Origin of the sequence: Glutamicibacter sp. MNS18 (assembly GCF_026107515.2) — a bacterium.
Taxonomy (GTDB): Bacteria; Actinomycetota; Actinomycetes; order Actinomycetales; family Micrococcaceae; genus Glutamicibacter.
Window position 1 is genome coordinate 28,956 of sequence record NZ_JAPCHW010000002.1, and the last position, 15,189, is coordinate 44,144.

At 62.2% G+C, this 15,189-nt stretch carries 14 protein-coding genes; 8 read left to right on the plus strand and 6 right to left on the minus strand.

Annotated elements, in window-relative coordinates:
* Positions 1-17: 17 nt before the first annotated feature.
* Positions 18-1,370: a histidinol dehydrogenase gene (hisD, locus tag OK351_RS02750; RefSeq protein WP_265155823.1), complete on the plus strand. Its 1,353-nt coding sequence runs from the start codon at positions 18-20 to the stop codon at positions 1,368-1,370.
* Between the two features lie 87 nt (positions 1,371-1,457).
* Positions 1,458-1,946, plus strand: a complete 489-nt coding sequence (nrdR, locus tag OK351_RS02755) for a transcriptional regulator NrdR (RefSeq protein ID WP_265155824.1) — start codon at positions 1,458-1,460, stop codon at positions 1,944-1,946.
* A 90-nt stretch (positions 1,947-2,036) separates the two neighbouring features.
* On the opposite strand, the gene ppgK is transcribed toward nrdR, so the two are convergent.
* Entirely contained in the window at positions 2,037-2,822 is a 786-nt protein-coding gene (ppgK, locus tag OK351_RS02760; RefSeq protein ID WP_265155825.1) for a polyphosphate--glucose phosphotransferase, read from the minus strand.
* Between the two features lie 41 nt (positions 2,823-2,863).
* Positions 2,864-3,739: a type I methionyl aminopeptidase gene (gene map, locus OK351_RS02765; protein WP_265155826.1), complete on the minus strand. Its 876-nt coding sequence runs from the start codon at positions 3,737-3,739 to the stop codon at positions 2,864-2,866.
* A 105-nt stretch (positions 3,740-3,844) separates the two neighbouring features.
* On the opposite strand from map, the gene OK351_RS02770 reads away from it, so the two are divergent.
* Complete coding sequence (locus OK351_RS02770; protein ID WP_265155827.1) at positions 3,845-4,045, plus strand: SPOR domain-containing protein; 201 nt, start codon at positions 3,845-3,847, stop codon at positions 4,043-4,045.
* 42 nt (positions 4,046-4,087) lie between these two features.
* On the opposite strand, the gene panB is transcribed toward OK351_RS02770, so the two are convergent.
* Entirely contained in the window at positions 4,088-4,924 is an 837-nt protein-coding gene (gene panB / locus OK351_RS02775) for a 3-methyl-2-oxobutanoate hydroxymethyltransferase (RefSeq protein ID WP_265155828.1), read from the minus strand.
* Positions 4,925-5,057: 133 nt separating this feature from the next.
* On the opposite strand from panB, the gene glnA (OK351_RS02780) reads away from it, so the two are divergent.
* The 4 genes from glnA (OK351_RS02780) (at position 5,058) to OK351_RS02795 (ending at position 10,554) form a co-directional block, all read left to right on the plus strand.
* Positions 5,058-6,398 carry a type I glutamate--ammonia ligase gene (gene glnA / locus OK351_RS02780; protein WP_265155829.1) on the plus strand — a complete coding sequence of 447 codons (1,341 nt, stop codon included), beginning with the start codon at positions 5,058-5,060 and terminating at the stop codon, positions 6,396-6,398.
* Positions 6,399-6,454: 56 nt separating this feature from the next.
* Complete coding sequence (locus OK351_RS02785; protein WP_265155830.1) at positions 6,455-9,478, plus strand: bifunctional [glutamine synthetase] adenylyltransferase/[glutamine synthetase]-adenylyl-L-tyrosine phosphorylase; 3,024 nt, start codon at positions 6,455-6,457, stop codon at positions 9,476-9,478.
* On the plus strand, positions 9,478-9,999 hold the full coding sequence (locus OK351_RS02790) for a DUF1990 family protein (RefSeq protein ID WP_265155831.1): 522 nt from the start codon (positions 9,478-9,480) through the stop codon (positions 9,997-9,999). The genes OK351_RS02785 and OK351_RS02790 overlap by 1 nt, the downstream gene beginning before the upstream one ends.
* 99 nt (positions 10,000-10,098) lie before the next feature.
* On the plus strand, positions 10,099-10,554 hold the full coding sequence (locus tag OK351_RS02795) for a nucleoside deaminase (RefSeq protein WP_265155832.1): 456 nt from the start codon (positions 10,099-10,101) through the stop codon (positions 10,552-10,554).
* Between the two features lie 73 nt (positions 10,555-10,627).
* Here OK351_RS02795 and OK351_RS02800 read toward each other — a convergent pair whose 3' ends face one another.
* The gene (locus tag OK351_RS02800) at positions 10,628-11,899 is read right to left on the minus strand and encodes a S1C family serine protease (RefSeq protein ID WP_265155833.1); all 1,272 of its coding nucleotides are present in this window, start codon (positions 11,897-11,899) and stop codon (positions 10,628-10,630) included.
* 260 nt (positions 11,900-12,159) lie between these two features.
* Entirely contained in the window at positions 12,160-13,584 is a 1,425-nt protein-coding gene (glnA, locus tag OK351_RS02805; RefSeq protein ID WP_265155834.1) for a type I glutamate--ammonia ligase, read from the minus strand.
* 229 nt (positions 13,585-13,813) lie between these two features.
* Here glnA (OK351_RS02805) and OK351_RS02810 point away from each other — a divergent pair, with 229 nt between their 5' ends.
* A complete protein-coding gene (locus tag OK351_RS02810) occupies positions 13,814-14,251 on the plus strand; it encodes an RDD family protein (protein WP_265155835.1) in 438 nt (145 codons plus the stop codon).
* 85 nt (positions 14,252-14,336) lie between these two features.
* Here OK351_RS02810 and OK351_RS02815 read toward each other — a convergent pair whose 3' ends face one another.
* Positions 14,337-15,098 (minus strand): DUF4191 domain-containing protein, encoded by a 762-nt coding sequence (locus OK351_RS02815; RefSeq protein WP_265155836.1) that lies wholly within the window; start codon positions 15,096-15,098, stop codon positions 14,337-14,339.
* Positions 15,099-15,189: the final 91 nt, after the last annotated feature.

Genomic DNA, 15,189 nt, shown 5'->3' on the forward strand with positions numbered 1-15,189 from the left:
GCGGTTAAGCTGGATAGGTGACTTCTACAGCCGACACCACATTCCCGACGCTGGCCACCCTCGACTGGCGCGGTCGTCGATTCAGCCGCGCCCAGCTCAAGTCCCGCTTACCGCGCCCCTTGGTCAACTCGCAAACCACTGCCGACGCGGTGCAGGAAATCATCGACCGCGTGCGCCACGAGGGCATGGGCGCCCTACTGGAGCTCTCGGCCAGGTTTGACGGGGTCAACCTGGAGCACACGCTGGTTCCGGCCGGCGAACTGCAGCGTGCCCTGGACGAACTTGATCCCAAGGTCCGCGAGGCCCTGGAGGAATCCATCACCCGCGCCCGCCGGTTCGCACTCGCCCAGGTGCCCGCCGATGCGGTGGTGTCCTACGACCAGGGTGCCACGGTGACCCAACGCTGGGTTCCGGTCCGCCGTGTGGGATTGTACGTTCCCGGCGGGTTGGCCGTTTATCCGTCCTCGGTCATCATGAACGCGGTGCCGGCCCAAGCCGCCGGTGCCCAGTCGCTGGCGCTGGCCAGCCCCCCGCAAAAGGAATTCGGCGGATTGCCGCACCCCACCATCCTGGCTGCGGCCAAGCTGCTGGGAATCACCGAGGTGCATGCCATGGGCGGCGCCCAGGCGGTCGCCGCCTTCGCCTACGGTGTGGACCTGGAGGACGACCCCCGGGGAGGAATCGAACCGGTGGATGTCATCTCCGGGCCCGGCAATGTCTTTGTGGCCACCGCGAAGCGTCTGGTCAAGGGCGTGGTGGGCATCGATGCCGAAGCCGGCCCCACGGAGATCGCCATCCTCGCCGACTCCTCGGCCAACCCCCGGTACGTGGCTGCGGACATGATCTCGCAGGCCGAGCACGATGAAAACGCCGCAGCGGTGCTGGTCACCGATTCGCCGGAACTGGCGCAGTCGGTACGCATCGAACTGGAACAGCAGGTGGCCTCCACCAAGCACACCGAAAGGGTGCAGACGGCACTGGGCGGGGAGCAGTCGGCGATCATCCTGGTTGATGACCTGGAACAGGGTCTCGAGGTGTGCAACGGCTACGCGGCAGAACACCTTGAGGTGATGACCCATGACGCGGCTTCGGTGGCTTCGCGGATCACCGCAGCCGGGGCAGTTTTCGTTGGCGACTTTGCCCCGGTGAGCTTGGGCGACTACTGCGCCGGGTCCAACCACGTGCTGCCGACCTCCGGCACCGCACTACATGCCTCGGGTCTGAACGTGAACACCTTCCTCAAGGCCATCCAGGTCATCGAATACGACGAGCAGGCGCTGTCCGAGGTGGCCGGGCATGTCATTAACCTGGCCCGGGCGGAGGATCTGCCGGCCCATGGTGACGCGGTCCAGGTACGACAAGCCAAATAGGCGATAAACTGTTAGGTGACGTCGGTTAACTCTTTGTAGAACCGTGCCGGGAAGCAATCGGCGTTACCAACACATCCTGGAGGTGCGATGAACTGCCCATACTGCCGTAATCCCGACTCCCGCGTCGTCGACAGCCGTGTGGCTGATGACGGGGTATCGATTCGCCGGCGACGCCAGTGCACCGAATGCTCGCGGAGGTTCACCACCCTCGAAACCACAAGCCTGAATGTGGTCAAGCAGTCCGGGGCCGCCGAACCATTTTCCCGTACCAAGGTGATCAACGGTGTGCGCAAGGCCTGCCAAGGGCGCCCGGTAACGGACCACGACCTGGCGGTCCTGGCCCAGGAAGTCGAGGAAACCGTGAGGATGTCCGGCGCCGCGGAGATCCCGGCGCACCAGGTCGGATTGGCGATCCTCGAACCCCTGCAACGCCTGGACGAGGTGGCCTACCTGCGCTTCGCCAGCGTGTACCAGGATTTCCAGTCTTTGAAGGATTTCGAGACGGCGATCGCGAAACTGCGTGAGGAACGTCCCGAAAGCCCTACCGGAAAGCAGCGTCCACTGACGGCACAGTAATCGGCGGACCGCCACCGACCGCAGACGAATGAAGAGCCGCGGTGAACCAGTTGTTGCTGGTTCACCGCGGCTCTTCGTGCGGTTCGCGCCCTAGCGGGCCGCGTTGCTTCCGTGCAATGCGGCCCCGATGATCCCGGCGTTGTTGGCATGGGTGGCCACGGCCAGTTCGGTATTCAGGTGCAGCTGCGGAACGAATTTCTCGGGATTCTTCGACACGCCGCCACCGAGGATGATCAGTTCGGGGGAGAAGAGGAACTGGACATGTTCCAGGTATTCACCCAACCGTTGCGCGTACGCGTCCCAGGACAGATCCTCGCGTTTCCGGGCCGAGGCGCTGGCCCCCACCTCGGCGGCCTGCCCCTTGAATTCCAGGTGACCGAGCTCGAAGTTGGGCACCAGCTGGCCGTTGAACAGCAAGGCGGAGCCGATGCCGGTTCCCAGGGTCAGCATGAGCACGCTTCCCTCAACGGCCCGGCCGGCACCGAAGGCGGCCTCGGCCAGCCCGGCGGCGTCGGCATCGTTGAGGACCACGACATCTCGTCCTGTTTTGCTGCTGAACAGGTGCAACAGGTCGGTGCCGATGAAGCTTTCATCGATGTTGGCTGCCGAGCGGGCCACCCCGTGGTGCACAATGGCGGGCACCGCGATGCCGATGGGTGCCGCAGGTGGCATGCCCGGACGCCGCATCAGTTCATCCAGGACCTCGGCGACCACGTCGGCGACGGCCTCCGGGGTGGCGGGCTTGGGGGTGGGCAGCCGGTACCGTTCACCCACCAGTTCCCCGGTGGACAGGTCCACGACCCCGCCCTTGATCCCGGTTCCGCCAACGTCAATGCCATAGGCGTATTGCTGCCCGGGCGTACCAATCTGCTCCATGAGGCTCCTCTCGGCCTGAAAATAGGTGTTAAAGGCCGCAGCTAAGGCAAGGTCAGGATTTCGGCGCCATTGTCGGTGACCAGCAGCGTGTGCTCGAATTGGGCGGTTCGTTTCCTGTCCTTCGTCGTGACAGTCCACCCATCGGCCCACATGTCCCACTCGATGGTTCCGAGTGTCAGCATCGGCTCAATAGTAAAAACCATACCCGGTTCGATCAGCTGATTGTAGGCCGGGGCGGCATCATAATGCGGAATGATCAATCCGGTATGGAAAGCTTCACCCACACCGTGCCCGGTAAAATCACGGACCACACCATAGCCGAAGCGCTTGGCGTAGGCGGAAATCGTGCGCCCGATGACGTTGATTTCCCGGCCTGGCATGACCGCTTTGATGGCCCGCTGCATGGAGATTTCGGTCCGTTCCACCAGGAGTCGGGACTGCTCATCGACGTCCCCGACCAGGAACGTGGCGTTGTTGTCCCCGTGGACCTTGCCGATATACGCGGTGATGTCGATATTGATGATGTCGCCGTCGGTGAGGACCGTGCTGTCCGGGATTCCGTGGCAGATCACCTCGTTGAGCGAGGTACACAGGGACTTGGGGAACCCGCGGTAGCCCAGGGTCGAGGGATAGGCGCGATGATCCATCAGGAATTCATGCCCGATCCGGTCCAACTCGGCGGTGGTGACCCCGGGCTGGCAGGCCTTGCCCACCTCGGCCAGTGCCTGCGCGGCGATCTTCGAAGCCACCCTGATGCGTTCAATGACTTCCGGGGTCTTCACATCTGGGTGGCGGTAGGCCGACGGTTCGGGCTTGCCCACATATTCCGGACGTTCGATATCGGCCGGGACCTTCAGCGGTGGGCCGACGGTGCCGGGCGTGAGATTGCCAATCGGGGCGGTAGCAGCAGTAGTCATGCCATTAATACTAGTCGGCTTCGGAGCGCGAATCGGCACGCGGTGACAGCAGCGGTCCGCGGGCACTAGGCTGGCTGCAGGTAGACGATTCCAGGAGGTAAGACCATGGGCCAGGCATCCATTCCCGGCGAGGGGCAGTATTGGTACAACGTTTCCACCGGGAGCATCGAGAAGGGCCCGCAGTCCGACTGGTCCAAGCTCCTGGGACCCTACGACACGGCGGCCGAGGCCCAGGAGGCCATGGCCAAGGTGCAGGCTCGCAATGCAGCCTGGGACGAGCAGGACGAAGACGAAGACGAGGACTAGTACTAGTACTAGTACTAGTAGCGTCCCCGTCCCGCCCGGTTTCTACTTGTCGAATTCGTATTCGGCACTGGGGAACTGCCCGCTGCTGACATCCTGGTGGTATGCGGTGACGGCACCGCTGATTACCTCACGCAGGTTCGCGTACTTCTTCACAAAGCGCGGGGTCCGCGCGGACCCCAGACCGAGCATGTCCTGCCAGACCAGGACCTGGCCGGTGGTCGAGGCGCCGGCGCCGATGCCGATGGTCGGTACGCGCAAGGCCGCGTCAACCTCGGCAGCCACGGGGCTGGGAACCATTTCCATCAGCACCGCGAAGGCGCCGGCGTCCTGCAGGGCCACGGCGTCGGTGATCAGCTTCTGGGCTGCCTCCCCCCGCCCCTGGACCTTGTAGCCGCCCAGGGCGTGTTCGGACTGCGGGGTAAAACCGATATGGGCAATCACCGGCACCCCGGCAGCGACCATGGCATCCACATGCGGGGCGTAGCGGGAGTCGCCTTCGACCTTCACCGCATGGACTCCGGCCTCCTTCATCAGCCGCACCGACGAGGCAACCGCCTGCGCAGGGGATTGTTCATAGCTGCCAAAGGGCAGATCGACCACGACCAGGGCACGTTGGGTGCCATTGACCACGGCCTTGGCCAGGACGATCATTTCATCCAGGGTGATACGCAACGTGGAGTTGTAACCCATCACCGTGTTGGCTGCCGAGTCCCCGACCAGCAGGGTCTCGATACCCGCCTGGTCGAAGATCTCCGCGAGCATCGTGTCGTAACAGGTGAGCATGGAGAACTTTTCGCCACGCCGCTTCGCTTCGGCCAAATGACCGATACGGATCCGGGCAGGGCGCGTGGCAGGGTCGGAAAGATAGGGTTGTGACATAAAAAAACCTTAGCGCACTTGGGCGCGGCTTTGCTTCCTGACGAGTGGGAACAAAAAGTATAGTCTTGCAACAGGATATGTAAACTCCCGGCAGTCAGCACCTGGCGGAAACCGATATGCAAGGCGGGTAGAGATGAATCGTCAGCAGGAATTCGTACTGCGCACGATCGAGGAACGCGATGTTCGTTTCGTACGGTTGTGGTTCACCGATGTTGTCGGATCCCTCAAATCCGTGGCGTTGGCTCCGGCCGAGGTGGAAGACGCCTTCGCCGAAGGACTGGGGTTCGACGGCTCCTCGATTGAGGGCCTTTCGCGCATCTATGAATCTGACATGTTGTTGCAACCGGATCCCGCTACCTTCCAGATACTGCCGTGGCGCGGGGAAGTGGAGCCGACCAGCCGGATGTTCTGCGACATCCTCACCCCGGAGGGAACCCCGTCCACGGCAGATCCCCGCCATGTGCTCAAGCGCCAGCTGGATGAGGCCTCGAAGATGGGGTTCACCTGCTACACGCACCCGGAGATCGAGTTCTACTTGTTGGAATCCGCCCAGCCGGGTCCCGACGGGCGCCCCGTACCCATCGACAACGGCGGTTACTTCGATCACGTGCCGGACGGTGTCGGCCAGGATTTCCGGCGCCTGTCGGTCACTACCCTGGAAGCCCTGGGGATCTCGGTGGAGTTCTCCCACCACGAAACCGGTCCGGGGCAGAACGAGATCGACCTGCGCTACGCGGACGCGTTGCAGACTGCGGATAACATCATGACCTTCCGTACCGTGATCAAGGAAATGGCCATGCAGAAGGGGCTGCATGCCACGTTCATGCCCAAGCCGTTTGCCGACCAGCCTGGTAGCGGGATGCACACGCACTTCTCGCTGTTCGAGGGGGACTCGAACGCGTTCTTCGAGGCCGGGCGCGAATACCAGCTTTCGGATGTGGCCCGCTCCTTCATCGCCGGCATTCTGCAGCATGCCAAGGAAATCACCGCGGTCACCAACCAGTTCGTTAATTCCTACAAGAGGTTGTGGGGTGGCGGTGAAGCCCCCAGCCACCTGTCATGGGGCCACAACAACCGCTCGGCCCTGTTGCGGGTCCCGTTGTACAAGCCCGGCAAGGGGCAAAGCGCCCGTGTGGAGTACCGCGGCATCGACTCGGCAGCCAACCCGTATCTGGCGTACGCCTGCATCCTGGGCGCGGGCCTGAAGGGAATCAACGAAGGCTACGAGCTGGAGGACCCGACCGAGGATGACGTCTGGAACCTGTCCACGGCCGAACGCCGGGCCTCGGGCCACGACCCGTTGCCGGGCTCGTTGCATGAGGCGATCCGGGCGATGGAGGAATCCGAACTCATGGCCGATGTCCTGGGGGAGCAGGTGTTCAATTCGTTCCTGGCCAACAAACGCTCGGAATGGGAAGAATACCGACAGGAAGTCACGCCCTTTGAACTGAACCGATATCTGGGAATGCTCTAGGCGCCCGGTAGCACCATGATCCGGTGGCGGATCAGTGGGGGAAGGACTTTGCGCAGATGACACCGTCGTCGCGGGACCTGATTAATGCGGGGTTTCTGGAAGTGTCCCGGGCAAAGGGGTTCCTGGAGTCCAGTGAATTCGAGGGGCTGGACCAGGACCTGATCGTGCGCAGCATGGCGCATGCCCCGGACCCCGACCAGGCGCTACTGCTGGCCCTGAGGCTGGTGGAGCGCCATCCTGAAGCCGCGCGGATCTTTTCCCGGCAGGACAGCTGCCAGATGCTGATCCGGCTGCTGGGGGCTTCCTCGGCCTTGGGCGAGTTCCTGATCCGTTCGCCACAGGCCTTGGAAATCGTCAGCACGAATCCGGACCAGTACTTCCGTGCGCGCACCGAACAGGAACTGGGCCGGCAGCTGCTGGAATCGGTGCAGGCCTACCCCTCAAGCGCCGGGCATTGGGTTGCCGCCACCACTGGTGAGCCTGCCCGCCGCGCCCTGCGTATCGCCTACCGGATGGCCCTGTTGGATCTGACCTACCGCGACCTGGGATCGGCCGAACCGCAGCGGATCCTGCCCGACGTGGCCGCCGAGCTCGCCGATCTGGCGGCCGCGGCATTGGAAGCCGGGCTGGCTGTCAGCCGCGCCGAAGCGGCGGAACAGTTCGGGCAGAGCGCTGTTGACCAGGTCAATTTCTCGATCATCGGCATGGGCAAGTGCGGTGCCCGCGAGCTGAACTACATTTCTGATGTGGATGTCATCTACGTCCACCAAGGGATCGGGGATATCAGCGAATCCCATGCCGCGGACATCGCCACCCATCTGGCCAGCGGAACCGCCCGGTCCATCATGCTCACCGGTGGCGAGCCCCCGTTGTGGGAGGTGGACGCGAACCTGCGCCCCGAGGGCAAGGACGGTGCCTTGAGCCGGACCCTTGCCTCCCATGAGGCCTACTACCAGCGCTGGGCAGCATCCTGGGAGTTCCAGGCCCTGCTCAAGGCCCGTTGCATCGCCGGGGACCGGGAGCTGGGTGAACGCTACGAGCGCATGGTCAGCCCGCTGGTCTGGACCAGTTCGGAACGCGAGGGGTTCGTGGAATCGGTGCAGAAGATGCGCCGCCGGGTCCACTCCAACATCTCCAAGGACGAAGTCGAATGGCAGATCAAACTCGGGCCGGGAGGCCTGCGCGACGTTGAGTTCACTGTCCAGCTGCTCCAACTGGTGCACGGGCGGGTCGAAAGTGAATTGCAGGTATCGACCACGACACTGGCGATCCAGGCGCTGAGCGAGTTGGGGTTTATCGGTCGAGAAGACGCGTTGAATTTCGACTCGGCCTACCGGTTCCTGCGCCTATTGGAACACCGGATCCAGTTGGGCCAACTGCGCCGGACGCATTTGATGCCAAGAACCGAGCATGCCCAACGGGTCTTGGCCCGAGCGATCCGCGGTGCCGGGGACGTGCGGCTCACCAGTGCCGAACAGCTGATGAGACGCTGGAACGAGACCAAGCGGTTGGTCCGGTCCCTGCATGAACGGATCTTCTACCGCCCACTGCTGGTCACCAGCTCCAACCTGACCACGGATGATGTCCGGTTGACCCCCGAATCGGCCCAAGCGCGGCTGCGTGCACTGGGTTACCTGGATCCCAAGGCCGCGATGCGCCATATCGAGGCCTTGACGGTCGGGGTATCACGCACTGCCGCGTTGCAGCGTCAGCTCCTGCCGGTGCTGCTCGGCTGGTTCGCCGAAGGCGTTGACCCGGACGCGGGGCTCCTGGGTTTCAGGCGGCTGAGCGAATCCCTGGGCAAGACCCATTGGTTTCTGGGCATGCTACGCGACACCAACGCGGCCGCGGAGCGATTGAGCTCGTTGCTGTCCAACACACGCTTCCTGACCGACCTGTTGGCCGTGGAATCCACCGCGGCCGCCTGGCTGGGCAATGACCAGAACCTCACGCCGTTGAGCCGTGAATCCCTAGACCAGCAGTTCGATTCGATCATTCGGCGGAACAAGCAGTCCGGCACCGCGATCCGCCAGGTCCGCGTGGCTCGGCGCAAGGAGTTCCTGCGGGTGGCGTTGGCCGACGGGGCGGGGCTGCTCAGCGTCAGCGAAGTGGGCCACGCACTGTCGGATATCGATGCGGTCACCATTGGCTCGATCCTGCGGGTTCTGGTCGAGAAGGACACCGCCGAATATGGGCACCAAACGGACATTGCCGTGATCGCCATGGGCCGCCAAGGCGGTGCCGAAATCGGTTACGGTTCGGATGCCGATGTCATGTTCGTCCAACGTCCACGCCCAACGGCCGATCCGCAGGGGGCCCAGGAACAGGCCCTTCGAGTCGTCACCGAGTTGATCTCGGCAACCTCACGGCCACTGAAGCCGGCGATCCCCGCCGAGGTGAAGCTACAGGTCGACGCGGATCTGCGGCCGGAGGGCAAGGCCGGTGCCCTGGTGCGTAGCCTGGAGTCCTACACCGAGTACTACACACGGTGGCTGGATGTGTGGGAACGCCAGGCGTTGCTGCGCGCGCGCCTGATGGCGGGAGACCAACAACTCGGCCAGGACTTCATGAATCTGATTGACCCGATCCGGTACGGCCAGGCCCTGGATGAGCAGGAAACCAAGGAGATCCGCAAGCTCAAGGCCAGGGTGGAAGCCGAGCGGCTGCCTCGGGGTGCCGACCCGGCATTCCACCTGAAGTTGGGGCGCGGATCCCTCTCCGATGTGGAGTGGTTGGTTCAATTCTTCCAACTGCAACATGCCAAAGACCATCCGGAGCTGCGCACGACCTCAACCCGTGACGGTCTCAGGACCCTGGCCGAGCTGAAGATCCTCTCCCGGGCCGAGGTCAAGGTCCTGGACCGGGCGTGGGTACTGGCGACCAGGATCCGCAGCGCCGAAATCATCACGTCCGGCCGGTCTAGTGACGTCCTACCGCGTTCGGCGCGGGATATGGAAGCCGTGGGACGCTGGTGCGGTTATGAACCAAACCAGGGCTATCAGCTTGAAGACGACTACCTGAAGGCCACGCGACAGGCGCGCATGATCTTCGAACGCCGATTCTACGGCTTCGAGGACTGATGGGATCGGCCGCTCCCGGTAAGACGGACGTGGCGGATTCCGGGGCTCTCACGGCTCCGGGGTTGCGCAGCTGGTCACCGCCAGGCGGCCGGTTCACAGCCTGGCAGGAGACCGCACTGATCGGCACCCTGGATGACTGGGAACGGATCACCGGAGGACTATCGCGCTGGGAAATCAAGACCCGCAGCGGTTTCCGTGTCCGGCCCGCCGTCGAGGTCGAAGCGGGGCAACGGCCGCTCATCCTGGTGACCCTGGCGGGCCTGCGGATTCGCGAACCGGTTGAAGTGGTTCAGGTGGTTTGTAAAACGGACCGGGTGGGCTTCAGCTACCGTGCCCTGGAGGGACATCCGATCCGCGGTGAGGAGGCATTCATTGCGCAGCTGACACCGCGCGGGGTGGAATTGACCCTCCGATCGCTGACCCGCCGTGCCCCGCGGGGAATCTGGCGGATCCTGTTCCCCGGACTGCTGGTGGCCCAAAGGGTCGCCCGCTGGCGCTATTTCCGGGCACTGCGCTATTGAGCGTCCGACGGGGGCTGACGTCCAGTGGGCCGGTATGAGATGCTCGTATCGACCTGACAACGGTATCCCCAGCGAAAGTCGGAGACAATGGACCAGAAGATGATGGATCTCGCAGTGCAGCTGGCGCAGGACGGAATGGACGGCGACAAGGGCGGGCCGTTTGGCGCGGTCGTGGTGCGTGCCGGTGAGGTGATCTCGGCGGCCTATAACCGGGTGACAGGATCCGACGATCCCACCGCCCACGCCGAGGTGCGTGCCCTGCGGATGGCCGCGGAAATGCTGGGCACCTTCGATCTGTCGGACTGCGAGATCTATGCCAGTTCCGAACCGTGCCCGATGTGCTTCGGTGCGATCTACTGGTCGCGCGTGCAACGGGTGTACTTCGCCAATACCAGGGAAGACGCCGCAAGGATCGGGTTCGATGATTCATTCATCTATGACGAACTGGCCAAGGAACCGCTAGAGCGCAGCATCCCCTTCATCAAGGTCGACAGCCCCGACGCCTTGAAGGTCTTTGACCGGTGGCAACAGAAAGCCGACAAAATCGAGTACTAGTTTGCGTTGTAGACCGGTACGACTCCTGGGCCCAGTGGGGGACGCCTCGTCCTGGCGCGCATCGGTGCATCGCCTATTCACTGTCACAAGCCTCGGGTGTGATTGGGAGATGCGCGCTGTCGATCTTCCAGCCGAACCCCTCATGGATCAGGCCGTATTCCAAGATCCATACCGAACAGGTCTGTCCCGTTGTGTCGGTGGGGCTGAACTGCTCATCTTGTTGGGTTACCAGTACCACGGAGGCCGTTGCCGTGCTGTCTTCGTGGGTGATGTCGAAAACGAAAATGTCGGTCCAGAACGTGGAGATGTGCCCGGCGGTCCATTGCTCCAGGCCGCCAGACCTTTCCTGCAGGTCGCTACTCAGGTTCTTGAATGCGCTCTCGTAGTATCCGTAATTGATCAGTTCGCCGTGGCTTCCCAGCAGCTCGGTCAGTTCTTCGGCCAGCGGGTGCTCCGAGTAGTTGAAGACGTTGATGATCGCGAATTCACTTGAGTCGTTACCGGAACAGGTGTCGAATGCGACGACCTCGTTGCGGGCCTTCCAGACTTCGACCAGCGGGCGGATCTCGGCAGTGGGAACGGCAAACGCCTCTCCTGAGACAATGCGGAAGTCGTCATCGCCGGGTTCTCCCTCGTACTTGTTGGAACCGTAATGGAGGCCAACGATTTCCCCGTCAAGATTGATCAACGGTCCACCGGAGTTTCCCGGATTGGTGGATGCATCAAATTGCATCAGTCCGGTCAGGGCGTATTGCCCTTCTCCCAGGGTCCTGCCAAACCCGCTGAGACGTCCGTAATTGAACTGGAACGCATTGTCGGACTTGACGGCATCTTCGACATCGCTGTTCCTCGGGAACCCCATGATGCCGATTTCGTCGCCGTGAGACGGGTTGTCGCTGGCAAAGGAAAATTCATGTCCGTCAACGTCCCGTAACGTACGCAACAGAGCGATTTCACGGTTGTGATCCACCCCGAGGAGTTCAGCGGCCACATATTGGTCCTGCAGCCGAACATAGGCCTCGGAAGCATCCCGCACGACATGGGACGCTGTGATAATCAAATTGTCCCCGATGTAGAAACCTGTGCCAGTGCCACCATAGCCGTCGCATTGCCCGGCAGAAAGATGGGCGACGCCGGATCGGGTGGAGGCTACGATGCTGGTCCAGGTTTTGGGTGGCTCTGGATTCGGATCCTCCGGGGCTGGTGGCGGTTCCGCAGGCGGGCTTGTCGTTTCGCCGGGCGGTGCCACCGGCGGAGGGGCGGTACTGGGGTTATCGGTATGCACCACGATGCAGCCAGAAAGTGCACCCGTGAGGAATGCAACCAGAATGATTGCGCTAGCCAAGCGTCGGCCGAACCTTGACTTCTTCACGAGCCCTCCCCAAGCAGACACGTCGGACCGCCAGCAGCTTTCGCGCCGTCGGCCACAATTCACTACACCATAGGTGAGAACTCCGCAGTTGGGTAGACCCCGGTGAGGGAAAGTCGGATTCCGGGGTGTGAGGCAGTGGTTCTCCCGCTGAAACAACCCGGGCCTGCCCGTCATGAATGACGGGCAGGCCCGGGGCGAAAGGGAGCTGATCGGGAATCAACTTCCCGGAATGACTAGCAGCCGTAGTAGAGCTCGAACTCGTACGGGTTCGGGCGCAGGCTCAGCGGCTTCAGTTCGTTCTCGCGCTTGTATTCGATCCAGGTGCGGATCAGGTCTTCGGTGAACACGCCACCTTCAAGCAGGAATTCGTGATCGGCTTCCAGGGCCTTCAGTGCTTCCTCCAGGTTCTCCGGGGCACGCTGGATGTCCTTGGCCTCCTCAGGTGGAAGCTCGTAGAGGTCCTTGTCGATCGGCTCGGCCGGCTCGATGCGGTTCTTGATGCCATCCAGACCGGCCATCAGCTGGGCTGCGAAGGCCAGGTACGGGTTCGAGGAGGCATCCGGTGCACGGAACTCGATGCGCTTGGCCTTCGGGTTCGAGCCGGTGATCGGGATACGGATACCTGCAGACCGGTTGCCCTGCGAGTAGACCATGTTCACCGGAGCCTCGTAGCCCTTGACCAGTCGGCGGTAGGAGTTCACGGTCGGGTTGGTGAATGCCAGGACCGCCGACGCATGCTTGAGCAGGCCGCCAATGTACCAGCGGGCGGTATCGGAGAGACCGGCGTACCCCTTCTCGTCGTAGAACAAGGGATCGCCGTTGGACCACAACGACTGGTGCACGTGCATGCCCGAGCCATTGTCGCCGAAGACCGGCTTGGGCATGAAGGTGGCGGACTTGCCCCAGGCATCGGCCACGTTCTTGACCACGTACTTGAAGAGCATCAGTTCATCGGCGGCGTGAACCATGGTGTTGAACTTGTAGTTGATCTCGGCCTGGCCGGCGGCACCCACCTCGTGGTGGCTGCGTTCGACGTCAAGACCCACATTGTCCAATTCGACACAGATGGCGTCACGCAGGTCTGCCTGCTTGTCAGTGGGGGAGACAGGGAAGTAGCCGCCCTTGAACGGGGTCTTGTACCCCTGGTTGCCTCCCTCTTCCTTACGTCCGGTATTCCACGGGGCCTCGTCGGAATCGATCTTGTAGAAAGCACCTTCCGGCTTCGACTCGTAACGGACATCCTCGAAAATGAAGAACTCTGCTTCCGGGGCGAAGAACGCGGTATCGGCGATGCCGGTGGATTCCAGGTAGGCCTCGGCGCGCTCGGCCACGCCACGCGGATCGCGGTGGTAGGGCTCCCCGGTGCGCGGGTTGATGATCGAGAAGTTGAAGGCCAACGTCTTTTCGATGCGGAACGGATCGATGAACCCGGTCTTCACATCGGGGATCAGCTGCATGTCGGACTCGGAGATGCCGGCGAAACCGCGGATCGATGAACCGTCGAATAGCTGGCCGGTGACGAAGAAGTCAGCGTCGACCGACTTGGCAGGGACGTTGAAGTGCTGCTGCACACCCGGCAGATCGGTGAAACGAACGTCGACGAACTTCACGTCCTCTTCGGCAATGTACGCCAAAGCTTCTTCTGGACTCTTAAACATGTGCAGGTAACTCCCTGTGGTGTATATATAACGGTAAACAAGTCGGTCACATTATGATCGCTTGCCCTTGCCTACCCCACTACAATACCGAGAATCCGTTTCTTAGTGGTGTCTCGATTGTTTCCTGCGCGTTACATGGCATGATTTTGCGTCCAGTGTTACGTGAGGCTCACCGTGCCGGCACACACCACAGGTGGGCGCTCACAGGGAAGCCCGATAAACTGGGGCTGTGGAACGAAAAGACATAGGTTCTTGGCTCGAAGGACCACCTCAACTTAATGCCCAGGAATGGCCGGGCCAACGCCTGGGACGTCCCGAAAAAGGTCCCGGATCGATCGGTCGGTTCCCCCGGCGTGTCGGAGCGATCATCATTGACTGGGCCTTGGCCATGCTCGTCAGCTGGTGGCTCTTCGAATCCAGTTCATTGGCCACGTTACTGCTCTTCTGTGCAGGGCAGATGCTGACGGTCGGCTTCACCGGACACTCCATCGGACACCGAACCTTCGGAATGCAGGTGCAGTCCATGGATGGAACGGCCATCAAGCCATGGGTCGGTGCGTTGCGTTCGCTACTGCTGTGTTTGGTGATCCCGGCACTGGTTGCCGATGCCGACCAGCGCGGCCTGCATGACCGGGCTGGCAAGAGTGTCTTGGTCAACGTGCGCTAACCGGAAGCCGCCACCTGAGAAGTTAAAAGCCGAAGCCGTGTCGGGGACGAATTCCCTGACACGGCTTCAATGCCCTGGTTAATTCCTAGCGGCCACGCATGGCCCTGCGGCTGGGGCGAACCTTGTTCGGATCGATACCCTTGGGGATCGGCAGTCGGTTGGCGCTGAGGGTGGTCAGTCGCTTGTCGACGGCATTGACCTCAAGCTTCGACAGCTGCTTGGGAAGCTTCTTCATCTTCTTGCCCACCTCGTGCAGCGGGGTCTGTTGCTCGTCATTGCCTGCGTTGATCACGCTGATCGGCACGTTCGGCAATACGCGCCCGATCCGCTTGCGCTCGGAGCTGACCATTTCACGTACCCGTCCGGTGGGTCCTTCGGTCACCAATACGACACCGGCACGCCCGACTGCCATGAACAGCAGGTCCTGGTGGCGGTTCGCGGCCACGGGCTCCTGCTTCAGGATCCAGCCGCGGCGCAGGACGCTCATGGCGGCGCCTGCAGCACCCGGGCGACCCTCCAGCTGGGTGAATGCCGCTTTTTCAGCGCGTCGCGAAAGGATGAATACCGCAGCCAGCAAACCCAGTGGGATCGAGATCAGCAACATGGTGATCCAGTTCTGGATCAGGATGCCGATGAGAAGACCCACGGCAATCACGCCAAGTCCGGCCAGAAGCATCCACCAGACGACCATGGGGTCGTTGCGGCGGGTCATCTGGAAGACCTGGCCCATCTGCTTCAGACGACCGGGTTCCTTGTTTTTCTTTTCAGCTTTTGGTTTGCGCGAAAACAGGCCTCGCTTGGATTGCGAAGCCCCTTCGGATGCGACATTGTCGGAGTTTTTGGCCATAGTTCCTTAATTCTACCTGAGTTCTTTGGGCACGTACCATACGCAACGGTCCGAGATACTCCTAAAGTGCGTCATGCCCTTCCGGGCAAAG